Origin of the sequence: Planktothrix sp. FACHB-1355 (assembly GCF_014748295.1) — a bacterium.
Lineage (GTDB): Bacteria > Cyanobacteriota > Cyanobacteriia > Cyanobacteriales > Aerosakkonemataceae > Aerosakkonema > Aerosakkonema funiforme_A.
In genome coordinates, this window is the sequence record NZ_JACJUP010000003.1 from 15,232 (window position 1) to 35,450 (window position 20,219).

The following is a 20,219-nucleotide window of genomic DNA, read 5'->3' on the forward strand; positions in this document are numbered from 1 at the left end:
CTTGAAAGAGGCTTTAGTCAACTTAGCGATCGCCTTTTGTCTATCCTCTCCTTACGCTTCAGTTACCAAATAGCAGCGGTAAGATTATCGCTAAGAGAAAGAAAAGCATTAGCAATACGTACATTACCCAAGTGATAATAATTTCTATCCGATTTGGTAGAATCAATACTTTTTTCATTACTATCACTGGTATGGGAACTCCAATACCAAGCGAAATTGTAACTTCCTTGACATTTTGATATCCTTGCGATCGATAAAATTGTACGGCATTGAGGGCAGCAGAAACCCACAAACATCTAATTCGTCTTTTTATTGCTTCATCTTCTAAAACTGTCAATAATTTTGTCCCTATGCCTTGACGAACAAACGCTGGAGCGACGAATATGGCGTTGATGTTTGGATCGATAAGTGAAAGTGCAGAGAAGCCAACTATTTGACTTTCTGTTTCGGCTACAAAAATAATTTCTGGCCAGTTGCGACCTTGTTTTTTGTTATTGAGTAATGTTTGCAGTTGACTCGCGTTATAATCATGAGCGCAAAGGACTTGAATAGAATCAACTTGAAGTTTGGTTATTTCGCTCATGTCTTGCGACTGTGCAAGGCGAATCGAAATGGGAGTGTGTTCAGTGGGGGACACTTTCAGAAAAACAAAGTTAAGGGATAGATTAGTCTATTCTAGGGCACGTTCTCCAGAACTGTAAATTAATATCCGATCGCATATAATTTTACCATCGTTAATTTGCTTAATAACTTAATAATGAAGGTTACAAAACTTTTTGTCAAACAGCAACATAGAATGCCCGTAAAAGAGTGTAAAATTATTAGTTTACGTCGGGAATACGGTATTGAGGGAGATATCAACGCACAAGCGGGTAGTCCGCGTCAGGTGCTGATTGCCAGTACGCCAACTCTGGCTGATTTTAACTTAAATCCTGGCGACTTGGGAGAAAATATCGTTATTGATACGCAAGTCGAAAGTTTTTCATCCGGTCAAGTTTTGCAGGTGGGAAAATCAGCACTCATCCGACTGACTTTTATATGCGAACCTTGTGCAAATTTAGAGAAAATTCAACCAGGTTTAGCTAAAAGGATCGCAGGTAAACGAGGATTTTTAGGAATTGTCGTTAAGGATGGTGTTATTGAGTTAGGTGACGAAGTTTCTTTAACTTCGCAACTGTTTCCAGCACTTCCTGATGATACCAAAGGACGGTTTAATGAATTTGTCCGGAGAATTCCTCCAGGAAAAGTGGTTAAAACATCGGATTTATTGTTAGCGCTGGGTGTATCGAAAGCTTACTATCGGACTATTCCTATTTTTTTGAAAAAAGCTAGTAGGGATTTGCCTATTCATCGGATTGTTCGCGCCGATGGCAGTTTGCTTTCGGAGTATATTTCAGAGCAAGAGCAATTGCTAAAGCAAGAAGAAATTGAAATTGCGTATAATCGAATATCCAGCGATAGCCACTATTGGGATACCTGGAATTTTCACGAATTAGAATTGTTATAATGAGCAAAATATGATATGATGATGGGTTAGGGCACTGCAATCAATTATTAGTTGAAAAGGCTAAATTTATCGCCTGTGCCTAACCCACCCTACGGTTAGATAAGCTTTTAAGAGCGTAAAAAATAAGTCAAAGCAAGCTGGCTGAATCTACATCCAAAAATAATATTGCTTGCTCATGTCGCCGAAGTACAGAAGCAGGAATTGCCGTACTAATTTCTCCTTTCAACATATCTCTAACTGGAGCAGCTTTGCGTTCTTCTGGCGCTAGGCAAAAGATTTTTCTTGCAGAGAAAATCATCGGAATGGTGAGTGTAAAAGCATATTGCGGTACGGCTGATAAATTGGGAAAATGACCTTCGTTTACTTGTTGTTCGCGTGTCTTTTCATCCAACTTTACCAGTTTGATAAGTCTAGTTTCATCGAAAGATGCTACAGACGGTTCGTTAAAAGCTAAATGTGCGTTTTCTCCTACACCAAGACAACAAAGGTCGATCGGTTGAGCTTGCAAAAGTCGGGTGTAGCGATCGCACTCCTTTAATGGTTCCATTGTATCGCCTTCGATATAATGAAAAGCAGCGGGATTTACCCGATTTTCCACTCGATCGCGCATATATCGCCGAAAACTGGCGGGGTGTTCCCGATCGATTCCCAGATATTCGTCGAGATGGAAAAGCGTAATTTTAGTCCAATCTACGCCGCCTTTGACAATCAGAGCATCTAGAAATTCGATTTGGGAATTGCCTGTAGCCAAAATTACAGTAGCAGAACCCTGTTGCGCGAGGAGGTTCTGTAAATAATCTTGTGCGAGTTGCGCCAAATCTTGAGCCATTGTAGCTTGCGAGTCGTACACTCGCACTGACAAGGCATCGACCCGAAAAGTTTTGACGGGTGCAGGTGATTGGGAAGTGCTTTCTGGATTAGACATAGTTCGATTCTACCGCTCCTGGTTTCTCCCGAAAGAAGGAGACTGGCTTCTATCGAAAGAACGTTTTTATGGTTGAGTCCGTGTGAAGAAATGGGAAAAATCGGAAATATAGTGGAATTTCAACCTAGAATGGAGTTAGTAAGATAAAAGAGGGGAATCTGCAACAACTGCTTGTGTCTATATAGCAACAAAACCAGGAACGACAAGCTCTTTTTGCAGCTGCTGGTGAGGCCACTGTTTGAATTCCCGCTCACTTTTTAACTGGATATGACTGAACAAAAGACGATCGCACAGCCACACAAGGCTATCCTAATCAAATGTCCGACCGGAATTCAGGGACTTGACGAAATTACCGATGGGGGATTACCGCAAGGGCGTCCCACACTTATTTGCGGCAAAGCTGGCTGTGGCAAAACGCTAATGGCGATGGAATTTCTGGTACGCGGCGCACTTGAGTACGACGAACCGGGTATTTTCATGTCCTTTGAAGAATCTGCCCAGGAACTGACGGAAAATGTCGCTTCTCTTGGTTGGGATTTAAAGGATCTGATTGCCGAAAAGAAAATGGGGATTTATTACGTTCATGTGGAACGCAGTCAGATTCAAGAAACGGGCGAATACGATTTGGAAGCTTTATTTGCTCGGCTTGGTTATGGGATCGACTCTATTAATGCCAAGCGAGTTGTTTTAGATACAATAGAAGTTTTGTTTGGCGGTTTATCTAACGAAGCTGTGGTACGAGCGGAATTAAGGCGGCTTTTTCTGTGGTTAAAATCCAAAGGAGTTACCGCGATCGTTACCAGCGAAAGTGGTAATAATACACTGACACGGCACGGTTTGGAAGAATACGTTTCTGATTGCGTAATTCGCCTGGATCAGCGCGTCAACGATGAACTTTCTACGCGACGTTTGCACATAGTTAAGTATCGCGGTTCTAGACACGGCACGAATGAATATCCATTTTTAATCCAAGAGAACGGTATTTCTGTTTTGCCCATTACTTCGATCGCATTAGAACACGAAGTATCCAACGAACGCATATCAAGCGGTATCGATCGCCTGGATACAATGCTGGGCGGTAATGGATTCTTTCGCGGTAGCAGCATCTTGATTTCCGGTACGGCTGGAACTGGAAAAAGTTCTATTTCCGCCCATTTTGCCAACGCTACTTGTCAGCGAGGGGAACGATGTCTCTATTTTGCCTTCGAGGAATCTGCAAACCAGATTGTTCGCAATATGCGCTCGATCGGCATCGATCTGGAAACAGCAATAAAAAAAGGTCTGCTGAAAATCAAAGCCTTACGCCCTACTATGTATGGGTTAGAAATGCACCTTGTCAATATCCATCAGTTGGTTAACGAATTTAAACCGACTGCCATTATTATCGACCCGATTTCCAATCTCACTTATACCGGCAACGAAAGTCAAGTCAAATCATTTTTAATGCGCTCGATCGATTTCTTTAAAACCAAACAAATCACGACTTTATTGACAAGCTTAAATTCTAGTGGCGCTCTTGTGCAACAGACAGACGTAGGGGTTTCATCCCTAATGGATACCTGGCTGATGCTGCGCGATATAGAAAGTAACGGCGAGCGCAATCGCTTGCTTTACGTACTAAAATCTCGCGGTATGGAACACTCGAATCAAGTGCGCGAATTCCGCTTAACCAGTTCTGGAGTAGAATTAGTGGATGTGTATCTTGGAGCGGGCGGTGTAGTTACGGGTACAGCCCGCACTGTGCAAGAAGCGCAGGAAAAAGCTGCTGCTTTGGCTCACCGACAAGAAATCGAACAGAAGTACCGCGATATCGAACGTAAGCGCAAAGTGATGGAAGCCCAAATTACGGCTTTGCAGGCTGAGTTTGAGAATGAGAAGGAACAAGTGGAGCGCATAATTCAACAAGAGGAACAACAAGAGGTAACATTGCTTCAAGAACGGAGAAAACGAGCCGATATGCGTCGGGCAGATTAACTAAAAAAATTGTTTAAATACTGCAATTGTAAGTAACATAAAGTCAGGTAAGGAAGGATAGCGATGAATAATTTTATAGAATATAAGGGGAGCGCAAATGCAGAGTCGAAAAACTCTCAAGAAGTGCTAGGCGAAGATGATTTAAATTTAGAGTTAGAAAAATACGTTCTCCATTTATACGTGGCAGGAAACAGTCCCAAATCAGTACGAGCTATCCAAAAGCTTAAAACTATATGCCAAGAATACCTGCAAGGGCGTTACGAACTTGAAATAATTGATATCTATCAGCAACCAGAACTCTTAGAACAAGAGCAAATTTTCGCCGTTCCTACACTTATAAAGAAACTTCCACCTCCTTTACAGAGGTTGATTGGGGATATGACTAATACAGAAAAAGTCATCGTTTCTTTGGGTCTTTGAAGGGACTGGGGTCTAGCCTCGACGCTCTAACCGCTTTTTTACTTCACAAAAGGCATAGCTCGATCCTACTAATCCCAATGTTTCGCGCAAGCAATCTCTTTGGCTTCTACCTGTCAGAAGAATAGTTGCGATGGTGAAGCCGCCAAAATAATAACCGAATATTCCATTTTACAACTAAGTAGAGAGATTTGTCAAACTAAAGTTTTTATCTCGTCGAACTTGACAACTAAATAACTAGATGGTTATATAAATATAGTAGGCGATCGACAACGTTGCTGCGATCGTGCCGAACATAATCGCATTTATCTAATTACGGAGTTTTTCGAGCGATGACAAGCACTGTAGCAAGACCTACAGGCGATAGCCTGTGGTCGCGGTTTTGCGACTGGATTACCAGCACGGATAATCGGCTGTATATTGGCTGGTTTGGCGTGTTAATGATTCCTACCGTCCTAACTGGAGCGATCGTTTTTATTCTGGCGTTCGTTGCGGCTCCCCCTGTGGATTTGGACGGGATACGGGAAGCAGTTTCCGGCTCTTTGCTCTATGGCAACAATATCATTACAGCTACCATAGTTCCAACTTCAGCTGCGATCGGCTTGCACCTGTACCCAATTTGGGAAGCAGCTTCTGTGGATGAATGGCTTTACAATGGCGGCCCGTACCAATTAATCGTACTGCACTTTTTGATTGCCATATATGCGTACATGGGTCGCGAATGGGAGCTAAGCTATCGATTGGGAATGCGTCCTTGGATTGCAATTGCTTTTTCTGCTCCTGTTGCGGCTGCAACTGCCGTTCTGTTGGTTTATCCCATCGGTCAAGGCAGCTTTTCTGATGGATTGATGCTGGGAATTTCCGGCACTTTCAACTTCATGATCGTTTTCCAAGCAGAACACAACATTCTCATGCACCCTTTCCATCAGTTAGGTGTAATTGGTGTGTTCGGCGGTGCGCTGTTTGCCGCGATGCACGGTTCTTTAGTCACTTCTAGCTTGATCCGGGAAACGAATGAAAACGAATCTGCCAACTATGGCTATAAGTTCGGTCAAGAAGAAGAAACTTACAATATCGTAGCAGCTCACGGTTACTTCGGACGCTTGATCTTCCAATACTGGAGTTTAGACTATCGCACCGCAGGTGCGATGTCTAAACTTTGATTGACACAGAGAAGACTAAGTAAGAGCTACCTGTCCTCACTAAAGTAAAAAGATGGCGAAGGCTAGAGTACAAGTGTACTAATAGACACCTGTACTCTAGTGTGGTAGAAGCAGCAAAGTTGTTCCACCAACTAGCATCTACCAATGATTCAAACTGACAAACTAAAAGCTTTTCGTCAAGCGGCTTATCAACATCTCACTAGAGCCAAAGATGCCACGTTTGAGTTAACAGATGCCATACTGCTCACTCGCCACGCTGACTGTTTGGCAGACCTGTCATTATCCCCAGTATTTCGACGCAGTTGGCCAAGTATCTATGAAGCTTTACAGGATTGTAGACCGCAGCGCAATAAGTTGATGCGTTTGTACATCGAACAGATGCCAAGGGATGTACGTCCGATCCTAGCAGGTGACCACACGAATTGGCCACGACCAGACGCTCACACACTACAAGAAAGAACAATTGAACACCAGGCTGCTGTCATTTATGGGAATCGACCAATTACAGTAGGTCAGGGATATAGCACTCTGGCGTGGATACCAGAAGCAGAAGGGAGTTGGGCCATTCCGTTAAGGCACGAACGGATTACCAGTTGGGAAAATCCCATTGATAAAGCAGTATGGCAACTCAAGCAAGTCTGTAAATACTTGCCTTCGCGACCGATTTCCTTATGGGATAGCGAATATGGATGTGCGCCTTTTATACTGAAAACAGCTTCGATTCCAACTGACAAATTAATCCGACTACGTTCTAATTTATGCTTGTGGACTGCCCCACCAGCTTATTGTGGAAAAGGTCGTCCTCGTCTACATGGAGATAAGTTTAAACTCAACGATTCTGCCACTTGGATACCAGCAGTTGACACAGTAGAATTAGACCATTCCCAATTAGGACGATTACGAATTAGCTTGTGGAAAGATTTGCATTTCCGAGCTTCCCCACACCAACCAATGCAACTAATTCTTCTTGAGCGCATTGACCAATTGTACGGTGGGAAAACGCCATCGCCTTTATGGTTGATTTGGATAGGGGAAGAAATGCCACCCTTAAGTGAAATCTGGCAACTGTACTTGCGACGCTTTGGAGTAGATCATTGGTATCGCTTGGCCAAACAACGGCTTCATTGGACTTTACCGAAGTTGAGTACGCCCAAGCAGTGTGAGCGGTGGAGTGATTTGATGCCGATGATTACTTGGGAACTTTGGTTAGCACGCGAAATAGTCAAAGATAGACCCTTACCTTGGCAAAAATGCCTGGCTAAATTAACCCCTGGTCGAGTTGCACAAGCCATGCCAGGAGTTTTAGCCGTGATTGGTACACCTGCTGATTCTCCTAAACTCCGTGGAAAGTCTCCTGGCTGGCCCACCGGACAACAAAGGCCACCTCGTACTCGTTATCCCATTGTTAAAAAAGGCTTTTCTCCAACTAAAAAAAGCTCGAAAACTTAACTTTTTTCTCTCTTAAATCCTGATTTAATCGCTCTTTCTGACTCAGCTGGAAGCTGAGGAATTTTGGATTGCTTGGAGTTTAGACTATCGCACCTGCGGTGCGATAGTCTAAACTCCAGTAAATAAAGTATCCTCATTCGGGGAAAAAATGGCGAACCTTTAATTGCTAAAGGAATGCGCGATAAAGGTGGAGAAATCGCCCGACAAGATATTTTAATCGGGTTGTTGGGTGCGGCTGGAAGAGCAGGTGAAGTTATCAACCAAAATCAAAATCAATCTTCCACCATTATTTCCAGTGGCGGTTTTAGCAGCCAAACTATCACTACATCTGCTCGCCGGCCCGACGTTTTAGCAGCAGCGATCGAAGGCTTTTTCAAACCGATGTCCCAACGTCTGAGCCAGCGTGCCGATCGCACTTCTCAAGAAATCTTGAATCGTTCCAATGTGGCAATTATACCACAAGGAACTGAAGTTTCTGTCTTTTTTAATACTTTCTTTGTTGTCAATCGTTGAGGATGTAAAAATGAAAAATATTAGCATCAAGCTAGGATTAACCTTGTGCTTGGTATTGGGTTTTTCACAAATAGCTCAAGCACAGTCTAACCCAAACTCAAATCAACCAGCCATATTAACGATTAGCCCCCAAGAAAGTAGCGGTCTTTCTGGAGCAGCTCGTACAGTAGAAGTATGGTCTGGTAGGGGGACTGCTATTGATTTTACCAGAGTTAACGAGCGGATTATTCAGGTGTTTTTAGCTGACCCCAGTCGCTTTACTTATACTACCGATACCCCACTGGATAAAGGGAACGCGACTACATTATTTTTGCGGCAAATAACACCATTGCGATTCCCCAATCTTACCACCGCTCGCGTTACTAATCTGTTCGTAAAAACGCAATCGCCAGATGGAACGATGCGACTTTATACTTTTAATTTACAAGCTGGTGGAAATGCAAGACAAAGGTATAATGGGTTGAGCATCGCTACAACTTCTCCTACCCGTTATAGGAGAACATCAAGATTGCAAGCTAGTTCGTCTCGTTCCGTGAGAATTGATGATATCGAACGAGGTTTGCAAGTTGCTATTGCGAGAAGATACACTTCTTCTAATGACCCGGTTGTGTTGAAGGTGAGGGATTTTTTAGCAACAGCAAGAAGTAATTCCAATCGCTCATTAACTGAATTAGCACAAAGAGTTAATCTGCGCCCTGAATTGCTTCCTCAACTAGCTACTTTGGGTAGGGAAAAATCTAATTCTCCCACAACTTCATCTAGAAGGAACGCTCCCAATTTGCTAAGGTTTAATCGGTGAATAAGAGTTATCCTGTTGTCCTTTATCCCAACCAAATTCTGAGATTTCTAGCAACCAACGCGACTTCAAATATTTCCAATTCTCAGCCAACAGCTAATTCTCCTATTCTATCTAAGAATAAGTCTAATATTCACTGGCTTTTTCTACCAAGATCTCAATTACTGGGAGCGATTGCTGTTGGCGTTATTATAGCATTATCTTTGGCTCTTTTATCTCCTTTTTGGTTGGTTGCTAGCGTCTGGCTAGTGATTTTCTTAGGAGTTATCTGTAATGAGATTTCAACTTCTAAAAAACAGCCAGTTAAAAGACAGAAGATAATTCCGTCCCCTGATTTCAGCACCCTTAATAATCAGCCAGTTAGAATGCCTCTACAATCTATTCACTCTGAACAATTAAGTAAGCTGCTTAATGGTACTGTAATGCCTTCAGTAGGCATGAGTACTGCAAAAACAGGTGTTTCTGAGAAAGCTTTTAAACAAGTGTTGCAGCAAATATTTCCGAATATCGTGCAAGGATTGTCATTTCATAACCCTGCTTTATCTATTCCCTATTCGGCTGATTTTGCTCTCATACATCCTAGTGGATTAAGTATCGATATTGAGATTGATGAACCGTATGTTGGCAATACGAAAGAACCCCATCATTGTACAGATGGCGGTAAGGATGATATTAGAAATCAATTTTTTCTTAGGGGAAATTGGGTAGTAATAAGATTCAGCGAAAAGCAAGTAGTTTTATACCCGAAAAGCTGCTGCAAAGTAATTGCTTCTGTCATTGCACGGGTAACTAGCGATCGCACTTATCTTACCCAACTTCAAAGTATACCAGTATTAAGTGTACATCTGGTCTGGCATGGTTGGTAGATAATAACGAAGTACCGGGGGTGTTTGTTTTTGAGGGTATGCTAACACCCGATACTTCTGGAAGAAATAAGCTAGAACAGTTAGCTATGATTAGTAACCTAGCTTATGATTTACCTACAAGAGGTCAACAACAATTCGTAGTAGCACTTGAGACTTACGTCGAACTACCACAGGAATTGATGCCTTTAGTTCCTGTATTGGTGAATTCACTACCAGATGCTTCTCAAATGCGACAGATAGTACAAGATTTGGGTAATCAGTTATTTTTAGCGCCAGCAGAATTAGAACAATTGATAAGGACTTGTCTGGGTTTACCAATAGGCGAACTGTCCATGCTTTTGCAGCACTCCCTATCAAATAATTGTACTACCGAACAACTAATTGATGAAGTGCTAACTTACAAAAAATCTAAATTAAAAGGACGGGGGATTGAATTTATCAGCGAACCGGATGTACCTGCTGCGGGTGGATTAGACTTATTAGAAGAAATGCTAGAACGCGCTGCTGCATTACTCAAACCGGAAGCAAAAGAACACAATCTTAAATTCCCCAAAGGTATGATATTATGGGGGCCACCCGGTACTGGGAAGAGTTTAAGCGCCAAATTAGCAGCTAAAAAAATGGGCGTACCGATGGTTGCTGCTGATTGGACTTCTTTACGCGGTGCTACTGCTTATGAGTCAAGAAAAAATTTACGAGAATTCCTGCAATTATGCGATTCTTTGGGCGAATACGGTCTTGTCCTTTATTTTGATGATTTCGATAAGGGTTTTGCTGGTTTTGATTCCGATAGCGATGGTGGAGTATCGAGACAATTAGCTGGTAAATTACTCACTTGGATGCAGGAGAGAACTTCTCAAGTATTAGTAATGGCGACTGTGAATAGATTGGACTTCCTTCCGCCTGAATTAATTCGCCGTTTTGATGATATCGTTTTTGTTGATATTCCCCACACTGGCGCACGTTACGAAATTATAAAATTGCATTTAGCTAGATATTTCCCTGATTTAGATTTTAGCGAACGAGATTGGTGGCGACTTTTGCGCGAAACCAAAATGCTTACTCCCGCCGAAATTGGGAATTTGGTACGAAAAACTGCCGAAGAAGCTTTTTATCGAAATACTCAACATTTTGCTTCTTCAGAATTACACAAACAACCGCTTAATGTTACTGTAAAAGATTTCTTGGCACAACGATATAACTTTACTCCTAGCATGATTAGGGAAGAGGATAAAATTGTCGAAATTCGCAACAAAGCATCCTACGCCCGTCCTGCTAGTTCACCCGATAGAAGTCGTTGGCGTCAAGAACCAGAAGTTTTGTTTGGTTCTACTCCAAATTAATAGATTTATCGCTTTCGGTAGAAAATATTTTTTTCTAATCAAGATAAGTTTAAAGAAATAGATAGGAGTCAATTATGAGCGAACCAAATTCTTACAATGGTTACAACGAATCTGGTTGGGATTCTAACGGTTATGGTGGCGAAACTGGCTATGGCTACGATACTAACATAGCTCAGTCTTCAAGCAGTTGGGGCGCAGGAGATACGGCATACAACACGGACAATATTACTAATCCGTATGCCGAAAATCCTTACGAAACCAATGTATTTGACAATGCTTATACGGAAACTTTTTCCAATCCCAACCCAAGCCATGATTATTCTAGTTCATCCGGTTTTGAATTAGAATAGTTTGTTCCTTCGTACTTTTGTAATCTATAGCACTACGCGATGGTATCGTTACAGATTGGATAGATTATGCCGAGACAGAGGTTCAACTCAGCAGTTGTAAATACACCACCGCGTAGCGCTATAAGTGCCGTTTCAGTTAAAGAAACGGCATTTTTTTATTGCTGAAAATATCTATCACTATTTACGTATATGCTTTTATCTCTTTAGTTAGGGCTGGTTAGTAAATATAGTTATTAATTTAGGAATAAGCACTGATAGCTTCTCACACAGCAATTATGAAATGGCATCGGTTTTGTGCTTTAGCATTGTTATCTCTTTCTTTAATTATTTTGTCAGCCGGATACTTACCAATGCTGGCACAACAGAATGCAACTATACAATCTGATTTGCCTACCAGATTGATGCCATCCGTATTGTCTGATAGCCCGCAAGTTTTGCTACCAGATTGGCAGAGAATATCGTTTGGTTCTATGCCACCAATTCAAAATAACGGTTTTTCGATTATTGAAGGTAATACACGCACTTGGTCGGCGGGACAAACACCCGATCGCTATTTAACATTACTCGATATTCAATCTCCATTAAGACCCGATTTACTCAATCTGGACAATATTGGAAAAAGTTCAGACTTCAAGACGATTCCCATGACTAGCTTTCCTTTACTCGGTCAGCAGACTATTAAACACCTAGTAGATATCGTACCTTCTTTAGGTCAGTTTTCCATGAGGCAAGTTCCTCCCATTGCTGCACTACTATCTCAAAAAGGCTCGCTCTCAGAAAATACCACTCCTCTTTCTACTTTATTAATCCAGAATCCAAATTTGGGCGAACTAAAACTCAACCAAATTGATTTATCCGAATATGCGATCGCTGATATTCCCAATATCGAATCGGTTCAGTTAGGGCAATTTTCAGGTTGGCAAGATACTTTAATTGCTGATGTACCTAACCTCAATACTTTACCTCTGGGTTCTTTCCCCGTTCCCCTAACAGAATTAGGCAATGCGGTAGCCAGAATAGATTTTATTTGGAGTAAAGCAGAACAGAAGCGGTTACGGACGATTTCAGGCTCAGATGTAGCTGGTTTTTCCGTACCCTGTCAAGGTCAAGAATGCCCTCATATCGAACTGGACGATTTAGAAAATTCGGGACGAAACCACCGGGGTGAATTTGAAGGTCGTTCTTGGATATCCGGTAAATACCAACAAGTGGAAGGCGGTTGGGGTTGTCTCAAAGGAGTTAATGGCGGTAAAGAACCCACTGGTAGATTGCCTTTTGGCAGTTTCGCCAAAGTAGTAGTGATGGAACCGGATGAAAAAACCGATACCGTTGATACTGCTTTGTTCTTCCGCTTCAAAACCTTTTGCGGTGCTACCCCTTATTTTATTGGCCCAGTTCCCTTTCTTACCTACAGGGTGAACGCGCCCATATTCATCGGTATTTTAGATAAGCAGCTACAAAGGACTGTTTCGGTTCCCCAGGCGAATAGCAGCGGTAGTGCGTTCGCATCCCCAAATGAAGAAGCACTTTCTCAAACAGAGTTCGCTGCTGACGAACCTTGTCCCACTGCTGCTAGTTCTCCAGCTGGCGTGAATGTTGCAGCACTTAAAAACGCGATCGCATTCCTGGAAAGCAGCGGTCAGTCCGATACCATTGGCCCCTTTGTCTGTGCCGATCGGGGACGCAACTGCGGACGCGCTTTGGGGAAATACCAGGATATGAGTTATAACCCCTATGCAGCGCAGGCTATAGCCAATAAACCAGGGGGTCAAGAATGGCTTTCTAAGCTTAATACCGGGGCCAACGTGACTCCTCACGAGCTATTCCAATTTTACCCCCCGGCGGATCAGGAAGCTGCTGTAAAAGCTGCCCTGCTGGATAAGATTACTCTCACCTCGACTGAAATTGACCCGACTACCGGGCTACCTTTTTCAGGCGATCGCCTAATTGAAAGGGTAGCTCAAAAGCACTTCGGCGGTGATGGTTCCATTGTGGATGGGGGTGCTACCGATGCTTTCGGGCGGTTGAGTTTGAAAAGTTACGGTCTAGATGTTTTGCAGCGCTACAAGGAGAATTCTTCTTTATGCAGATTATAAATACCAAAAAAATACCAAGTGACAAACTCGTTCGTTTGGTACGGATTTTTCATTTCAGTTTGGCTTTCTTTCTGTTACTCGGTACTCTCTTCCTAAATGGTTGTACTAACAATTCAATAGCAGCAGTACCTTTACAATGGAAACAAGCTGACTCGATTCCACCTATTTTATTGCAATTAGCCGTTAATGAAAATACTTCTGCTACACCCAACAGGTTGAATGATGTTTTAGTTGCTTCTATCCCAACTAAAGATAAGAAGCAGTTGTATATTTTTAATTACAATAGCCCGGATACCTGCGGTAAGTTGGGATGTTTGTATGTGGGTTATCTGGAAAAAGGAGAATCATCCTATCAACGAGTATTGAATCTTTACCTGCAACCAAATTTACCTCCCAAGCACTCATTGATTAGCATCAATTCAGATGTTTCTAGTTCATCTCTACCTTGTTTAGAGATTAAACAAGTAGATAAGAGTAATTTACAAATTGTTACCTACTGCTTCAATGGTAGCTTTTATCAGCCTACTAAAAGTATTCAGACGCTTGTCAAGTAAATTGAAACTATTAGTCGTCTAGCAATTGAAAAACAATCTTAAATTCTTTGCATTTCCCGGTCTTCTAAACCCGCTTTAGTTGTTTAATTGGCTCTCCCTAATTTTGATAAACAGTCTGTTTTTTTCTAATCTAATGTTTTTACTAGCAATTTACCTATTTTATCATGAATCATTACATAATAGCCAATCAAAAACCAGTTGTAAGTAAACCCACAACAGGCTATCAATCTAGTTTTGATTTCCCCGGACTGTTCAAGTCTTTCGCCAATCCAGAAGGTTTGGGTATGATAGGTGCTTTAGTTTTGGTAATTGTCTTCACTCAATTAACTGGTAATAAGAAAGGAAAGATTTCGACTGGACGGGTAGTAGGAATGGCTGAAAAGCTTGCAGCTACTAACCTCGCTCTCAAACAAATTCACGAACGCAAACACAATAAAGTTTGTTTTTGGTGCGGTTCTCCTCGTTATTGGTGGCGAAGTAAATTAAAAGGGATAGGCGCAACCATTCAAACTGCTTTGGGTGCTTCTCCTACTGTTTGGATTCCTCATGCAGAACGCTCTACTCTCGTTCTCGGTGCGCCTGGAAGTGGTAAAACTTACGGTTCTATTGACAGAATGGCTGAAAGTTGTATGGTACAAGGATTCCCTTTAATTGTCTACGATAAGAAGGGCGATCAGATGCGTCTGTTAGCCCCTTTAGCCGCCAGATACGGGTATGACGTGCGGATTTTTGCACCTGGAGAATCTTACAGTGAGGTAATCAATCCTTTAGATTTTATGAGAAATGAAGAAGATGCGGAAACTGCTACTCAAATTGCTCGCGTTATCAATGCTAATGCTGGTGGTAATAAGGGAGATAATGATTTTTTCTCGAAAGCAGCCGATATGCTGGCTACGGCTTTAATTCAGTTAGCTAAAAGCACTGATTGTCCTGACTTAGGTACTGTCTACGGTTTGATTTCAACCGAAGGATTTGTTAGTAAGTTAGAAACAGCTATTCAACAGAAAAAAGTTTCTGTCTGGGTGGCTTCTAGTTTTCGCCAATATTTGAAGGCGAAAGATAGCGAAAAAACGATTGCTAGTATCGATACAACAACGGTAGGGATATTTTCTGGTTTAATCAAACGCAATTTATTATCTTCATTTTTAGGTAAGACTACGATTCCCATTCGTTTATCCGGGAAACAGATTTTGATTTTCAAGTTGGATGATGAGCGACGGGATGCAGTTGGCCCATTGCTGGCGGCGGCTTTCCACATGACCGTGGTGAAGAATTTAACTCAAAAGCGTTCCGACCCTTTGGGAATATTTATTGATGAATTACCTTCGATTTTTCTGTATGCTTTACCCCAGTGGATTAACGAGTATCGCAGTAATGGTGCTTGTTTCGTGTTGGGGGTGCAGAGTTTGGAACAATTGGCTAATGCTTATGGGGATAATTTAGCGGCTGCGATTACCAGTGCTTGCAGTACTAAAATTTTGTATAATCCTGCTAATTATGCAACGGCGGAAAAGTTTTCTCAATCTTACGGTCATAAGGAGTTGATTGTTAAGGAGCGATCGATTACTCAGTCTAAGGAAGGTCGTAGCGTTACTTGGGCCGATCGACTGCAAACTATGCCGATGATTACAGCGGATGAGATTATGCGCTTTCCGCAAGGTAAGTGCGTGATTACCAATCCCGGTTATAGTTCGGGTGGCGAGGGATCGATTCCTTATCCGCTGACTATTTTTATTCCTAAGTCTGACCAAAAAAGGATTTTAGAATGTTCTAAGCTTTGGGACGAGCAGGTTTGTCCCAGACTGATAGAGCGATCGCAGTTGATTGACCCGACTGAGTTGGATGAGGCGATGGATTTGAGGGAGAGAATTGCTAATTCTCTTTTGACTGTATCCCAGAGTGAGCAAGGGCAGAAAGCGCAAGAAGCTGAGGTTACTTTGGAGTCACCCTGGTAGTATCGCAAGAAAATCGCTGTGAAATATTTTAGCTGTCTTCGCGATCGCGTAACTCTCGATGTGGTGAGCAGTTACGCATTATGTAGCCTATTTAACATTTTTGGGTCTCCCTTTTCTCCTACATACAGAGTGGATAGGTCGAATGCAGACCCGATCGCTAACATCAGGAGCGTTCCATGCCCAATAGAGCATCCAGTTCCATCCCCGTCACAATTCTCACAGGCTATTTAGGGGCAGGTAAAACTACCCTGCTTAACCGAGTTCTAACATATCAGCACGGCAAAAGAGTCGCGGTAATTGTCAATGAATTTGGGGAAGTCGGCATTGACAGTCAGCTTGTGATTAATGCCGACGAAGAGATTTTAGAAATGAATAACGGTTGCATCTGCTGTACTGTACGCGGCGATCTCATCCGCATTTTCAGTGACTTGATGCTCAAGCGCGAAAAATTCGATCATTTGGTGATTGAAACAACTGGACTGGCAGATCCAGCTCCCGTGATTGGGTCGTTTTTTGTGGATGACGTGATGCGTAACCATACCCAACTAGATGCGGTAGTAACCGTTGTGGATGCTCTTCACATTTGGTCACATTGGGATGCAGATGAAGCCCAGGAACAAATTGCCTTTGCTGATGTGATTTTGCTCAACAAAACCGATCTCGTTTCCCTTGAACAATTAGAGGAATTGGAGCAACGCATTCGCAGTATGACTCCATTTGCCAAAATTTATCGCACCCAAAATTGTGACATTGACATGGATGCTGTACTGGGTATCAAAGCATTCGACTTGAAGCAAGTATTGAGCATCGACCCAGAATTTCTCAAGGACGACACTCACGAGCATGACGAATCTGTTTACTCGGTATCGATTGTCGAACAAGGTATCGTCAGCGGTGACAGATTTAACCGTTGGCTAAATCAATTAGTTCAAGTTAAAGGAACAGACATCTTTAGGATGAAAGGCATTTTGGATGTCGATGCAGAAGATCGGCGCTTTGTCTTTCAGGGCGTTCATATGTTGCTGGATGGAAGGCCAGGTCGCCCCTGGCAGCCGGGAGAGCAGCGTAAAAATGAAATGGTATTTATTGGGCGCAACTTAGATGCAGCCCAACTCAAACAAGAATTTCGAGCTTGTTTACTTGAGGCGTAATACGTAACCAATTGCTTACTTTGCCAGAAAAGTAAGAGCCATAATTTACTCTGTAAGCTGAAATATACAGGCAACATTTTCCCAAAAAATTCCAAGAGCCGATTGTTCACTGCAACTGGAGAAATAGCATGAAATTACAGCATTATCTGGGCGGGCTAGAAGGTATAGATTCTGAACCACTTAATTTTGAGAAACGGGTGTTTGTCGAACCTTGGGAAACCCGTATTTTTGGCATTCATGTAGCCATGATGGGTCTGAGCAAACACCTGAACAAAGCCCTGCCACAATATCCGATCGAAAGCGTACCGACTAAATTTAAAAGTATTTGGACTTGGGCAGACCTACGCAAAGGTGCAGAGGCGATGAACCCGTTTGACTACTTTAGGTTTCGCTACTATGAAAAGTGGTTGGGCGGTATTTCTGGCTTTTTTGTACAGTCCGGCTATATCACACAGGAAGAATTGGATGCACGGACAGTGACCTACCTAGAAAAGACGAATACTTCCTTACCAAGATTATCTGAACCTGCTATTGATGACCAAGTTATTGATTACCTACATCGTGGCGATCCTGCTATTCGAGAAGTTAACCGACAACCCAAGTTTAATGCAGGACAAAAGGTTTTAGTGAAGGATGTCCCTACTACCGACCATACACGTCTACCCGGATATCTACGCAATAAAACTGGCATTGTCGATCGAGTCTATGAGGGCGCGTATGCTTATCTTTGCTCCACTGGAGCGGATGGGCTGGGAGAGCCAATGTATGTCTACAGCATCAAGTTTGACCCCAAAGATATTTGGGGTGAGATGGCTGAAACGAATTCTTGGGTCTATGCTGACCTGTTTGAAGTTTACGTTGAAGCTGCCTAGTAATTGTAGAAAGTATTGAGGAGGTTTTAATCGTGAGCGAACGTTTTAGTTATAGACCAAATCGCGAGGCTTATAATGCTGCTAAAGTTAAGGCTTTAGAGTCCTTGCTGATTGAAAAAGGCATCATTAGCAGCGAAACGGTTGATAAGGTACTCACTTTCTTTGAAACCGATTTCGGACCATTTAATGGTGCAAAGCTGGTTGCTAGAGCATGGGTCGATCCTGAATTTAAAGCTTGTCTACTTACCAATACACCAGAAGCGATCGCGCAGATGGATTTCCCGCCTGGAATGGCTGGAGCCGAAGGGGAATACATGAAAGTGGTAGAAAACACGCCCAAGGTTCATAATCTGGTTGTTTGTACCCTCTGTTCTTGTTATCCTTGGCCTATGTTAGGATTGCCGCCTTACTGGTACAAAGACCCTACTTTTCGATCGCGTGCTGTTAAAGAACCTCGCAAAGTTTTGAAGGAGTTCGGATTGGAACTGGATGAGTCAAAAGAGGTGCGTGTTTGGGATAGCAGTGCCCAAATTCGTTGGTTTGTGCTTCCAGAACGTCCGGCCAGAACAGAAGGTATGAGTGAAGAAGAACTCGCCGCCTTGGTCACTCCAGAAGCAATGATGGGCGTTGCCCAAGTCAAAGTTCCTGCTTAGTTGAATTGTTTACATAAAGCGATCGACAATTTAGGAGGTAATCTATTGCAACTTCGATTTGAGCATTTTGCTGTTACTTCTATGATGGGTAGCGAAACTTCTCCTCCTCACGAGCGTGGCACGTTGAAATTTGAGCGGTTCTGGGAAGAACGTGCTTTTGGCATTGCCCTTGCCTTGTCCAAGAAGGGGCATTATGAATGGGAAGACTTCCGGCTGGAGTTAATTGCTGCGATCGCACAATGGGAAGCAACTCACTGTAAAGATGACCCCACTTGGGACTATTACCAACAATGGCTTCAGGCTCTAGAAGAGTTAGTTTTTGAATCTAATTTGATTGATGCAGATGAATGGGAAAGACGCACACTTGAATTAATGGAACAGGAGCAAAACGAGAGCAATTCAATTAGCACTATTTAAACTTGTTTATGGCGTGGATATACTAAGCAGTACCTACAGTGCTTAGTATATCCCCTATTCGGGGGAATGTCAATCAAACTAACCTTTTTTGCGTTTCGCTCCTTTCACTGGAGGTTCTTGACTTGGTTGATTTGAAGAATTTTCAGTTTCATCTGAAGAAGTTATTTCTTCAACTACTGGTTGCTCGAAAGATGGCTGAGCTTGCTTAAATCTAGATAACTCCTCCTGTGCTGCTCCATACTTTTGGTAAAGTTCTTTAAGTTGTGCCTCCAGAAATTGATTGCGCTCTGTTAGCTGGGCATTACGTTCTTTCCATTGCGCGAGCGCTCCTTCTTCTCCTACCTCAAACACTGGTGCATCGGGCAGAATTGGCTGGGCAATTAGCTGAGCTTTCAAGGCATCTATTTCATTCACTTTAGCACCTAACGCTGCTTCTAGCTTTTGCGATCGCTCTAGCAGTTCCATGTTTCTTTCTGCTACTTGAGTAAGCTGAATTGATAGCTTATCTCGCTCTGCTCTAATCGCACTCAGTTCCTGACTTAAGCGACCAGCATCCTCTACTTCCTTTTGAAGTTGTGTAACTTGCATACTAAGTAAGTGCTTTTGCTCGCTCACCTCAACTACTTGATTTTGCAGTCGGTTTATTTCTGCAAGACAGGTGCTTATTTCGGCTCCATCCCCCATTTTTACCAACATTGCATTATTGCGGACTATCAACTGCATCTGCTCCACAATATGCTGGTATGCTTGTTCCATCCCTTTCAATTTCGCATTGGCTGTCTGTAGCGCTGCTTCTGTCTCCGATAGCTTTTCTCGCAAAATCTCTGATTCTACATCCAATTTCTCTTGTGCTTCCGAACTGTACACCAGTTCGGTCGCTCGGCGAATACTGTGGTACACCCGTCTCATCAACTCCTGGTGTTCTATTGGAATTGGCTCGTCATCAGAGTTAGTTCCCTTGAAAAATTCATCGGGGTTGGAAGCTCGGAATGCTTTGAGGTGTTTCTGGATTGTAGCGTTAGACATTTTTGCTCCTGTCTTGGCGAAAACAACACCTCTGATTTTCTCTTGAGAAGGCTGCTCTCCCGCTTCTATTAACTCCCGGAAAGCTGCAACAACTTGGTCGTATTTTGATTCTGACATAATTAATTGTTTTTTATTTATTTGCTTCGCGGAGGGATCGCGCCCTCCTTTTTTGTGCCTTGCTGTCTTAGACAC

General features: G+C 42.7%; 19 protein-coding genes and 1 pseudogene. 17 read left to right on the forward strand and 3 right to left on the reverse strand.

All coding sequences use genetic code 11. The features are described from left to right. Nucleotides 1-58: 58 nt before the first annotated feature. Nucleotides 59-637, reverse strand: coding sequence for a GNAT family N-acetyltransferase (locus H6S82_RS00625; protein WP_190466165.1), 579 nt, complete (start codon nucleotides 635-637; stop codon nucleotides 59-61). A gap of 120 nt (nucleotides 638-757) precedes the next feature. Between H6S82_RS00625 and H6S82_RS00630 the strand changes: the two genes are divergently transcribed. Beyond that, on the forward strand, nucleotides 758-1,507 hold the full coding sequence (locus tag H6S82_RS00630) for an MOSC domain-containing protein (RefSeq protein WP_190466169.1): 750 nt from the start codon (nucleotides 758-760) through the stop codon (nucleotides 1,505-1,507). Between the two features lie 127 nt (nucleotides 1,508-1,634). On the opposite strand, the gene H6S82_RS00635 is transcribed toward H6S82_RS00630, so the two are convergent. After that, nucleotides 1,635-2,432, reverse strand: coding sequence for a glucosamine-6-phosphate deaminase (locus H6S82_RS00635; RefSeq protein ID WP_190466171.1), 798 nt, complete (start codon nucleotides 2,430-2,432; stop codon nucleotides 1,635-1,637). A gap of 267 nt (nucleotides 2,433-2,699) precedes the next feature. Between H6S82_RS00635 and kaiC the strand changes: the two genes are divergently transcribed. The 16 genes and pseudogenes from kaiC to H6S82_RS00715 all read left to right on the forward strand — a co-directional run bounded on the left by kaiC (nucleotide 2,700) and on the right by H6S82_RS00715 (nucleotide 19,001). Beyond that, a complete protein-coding gene (gene kaiC / locus H6S82_RS00640) occupies nucleotides 2,700-4,406 on the forward strand; it encodes a circadian clock protein KaiC (RefSeq protein ID WP_190466174.1) in 1,707 nt (568 codons plus the stop codon). Between the two features lie 63 nt (nucleotides 4,407-4,469). Further along, entirely contained in the window at nucleotides 4,470-4,826 is a 357-nt protein-coding gene (locus H6S82_RS00645) for a circadian clock KaiB family protein (protein ID WP_190466176.1), read from the forward strand. 329 nt (nucleotides 4,827-5,155) lie between these two features. Next, nucleotides 5,156-5,941: pseudogene (locus H6S82_RS00650) on the forward strand (Photosystem Q(B) protein 1); the annotation flags it as partial. A 189-nt stretch (nucleotides 5,942-6,130) separates the two neighbouring features. Beyond that, nucleotides 6,131-7,435: an NF041680 family putative transposase gene (locus tag H6S82_RS00655; RefSeq protein ID WP_190463076.1), complete on the forward strand. Its 1,305-nt coding sequence runs from the start codon at nucleotides 6,131-6,133 to the stop codon at nucleotides 7,433-7,435. Nucleotides 7,436-7,609: 174 nt separating this feature from the next. Continuing rightward, entirely contained in the window at nucleotides 7,610-7,948 is a 339-nt protein-coding gene (locus H6S82_RS00660) for a TrbI/VirB10 family protein (RefSeq protein ID WP_191055937.1), read from the forward strand. A 10-nt stretch (nucleotides 7,949-7,958) separates the two neighbouring features. Then, nucleotides 7,959-8,747 (forward strand): hypothetical protein, encoded by a 789-nt coding sequence (locus tag H6S82_RS00665; protein WP_199317857.1) that lies wholly within the window; start codon nucleotides 7,959-7,961, stop codon nucleotides 8,745-8,747. After that, complete coding sequence (locus H6S82_RS00670) at nucleotides 8,744-9,610, forward strand: hypothetical protein (protein WP_190475925.1); 867 nt, start codon at nucleotides 8,744-8,746, stop codon at nucleotides 9,608-9,610. Before H6S82_RS00665 ends, H6S82_RS00670 begins: the two co-directional genes overlap by 4 nt. After that, nucleotides 9,604-10,953, forward strand: a complete 1,350-nt coding sequence (locus tag H6S82_RS00675; RefSeq protein ID WP_199317858.1) for an AAA family ATPase — start codon at nucleotides 9,604-9,606, stop codon at nucleotides 10,951-10,953. The genes H6S82_RS00670 and H6S82_RS00675 overlap by 7 nt, the downstream gene beginning before the upstream one ends. A gap of 74 nt (nucleotides 10,954-11,027) precedes the next feature. Further along, nucleotides 11,028-11,303, forward strand: coding sequence for a hypothetical protein (locus H6S82_RS00680; protein ID WP_190463773.1), 276 nt, complete (start codon nucleotides 11,028-11,030; stop codon nucleotides 11,301-11,303). A 275-nt stretch (nucleotides 11,304-11,578) separates the two neighbouring features. Then, nucleotides 11,579-13,399, forward strand: a complete 1,821-nt coding sequence (locus H6S82_RS00685; RefSeq protein ID WP_190463772.1) for a M23 family peptidase — start codon at nucleotides 11,579-11,581, stop codon at nucleotides 13,397-13,399. Beyond that, entirely contained in the window at nucleotides 13,387-13,953 is a 567-nt protein-coding gene (locus tag H6S82_RS00690; protein ID WP_190463771.1) for a hypothetical protein, read from the forward strand. Before H6S82_RS00685 ends, H6S82_RS00690 begins: the two co-directional genes overlap by 13 nt. 164 nt (nucleotides 13,954-14,117) lie before the next feature. Further along, nucleotides 14,118-15,908 (forward strand): type IV secretion system DNA-binding domain-containing protein, encoded by a 1,791-nt coding sequence (locus tag H6S82_RS00695; RefSeq protein ID WP_190463770.1) that lies wholly within the window; start codon nucleotides 14,118-14,120, stop codon nucleotides 15,906-15,908. Between the two features lie 176 nt (nucleotides 15,909-16,084). Continuing rightward, on the forward strand, nucleotides 16,085-17,059 hold the full coding sequence (locus H6S82_RS00700) for a GTP-binding protein (protein ID WP_190463769.1): 975 nt from the start codon (nucleotides 16,085-16,087) through the stop codon (nucleotides 17,057-17,059). Between the two features lie 128 nt (nucleotides 17,060-17,187). Next, nucleotides 17,188-17,931 carry a nitrile hydratase subunit beta gene (gene nthB / locus H6S82_RS00705; protein WP_190463768.1) on the forward strand — a complete coding sequence of 248 codons (744 nt, stop codon included), beginning with the start codon at nucleotides 17,188-17,190 and terminating at the stop codon, nucleotides 17,929-17,931. Nucleotides 17,932-17,963: 32 nt separating this feature from the next. After that, complete coding sequence (gene nthA, locus H6S82_RS00710) at nucleotides 17,964-18,584, forward strand: nitrile hydratase subunit alpha (RefSeq protein WP_190463767.1); 621 nt, start codon at nucleotides 17,964-17,966, stop codon at nucleotides 18,582-18,584. Nucleotides 18,585-18,629: 45 nt separating this feature from the next. After that, nucleotides 18,630-19,001, forward strand: a complete 372-nt coding sequence (locus tag H6S82_RS00715; RefSeq protein WP_190463766.1) for a nitrile hydratase accessory protein — start codon at nucleotides 18,630-18,632, stop codon at nucleotides 18,999-19,001. 78 nt (nucleotides 19,002-19,079) lie between these two features. On the opposite strand, the gene H6S82_RS00720 is transcribed toward H6S82_RS00715, so the two are convergent. Next, nucleotides 19,080-20,144 (reverse strand): DNA-binding protein, encoded by a 1,065-nt coding sequence (locus tag H6S82_RS00720; protein WP_191055938.1) that lies wholly within the window; start codon nucleotides 20,142-20,144, stop codon nucleotides 19,080-19,082. Between the last annotated feature and the right edge of the window lie 75 nt (nucleotides 20,145-20,219).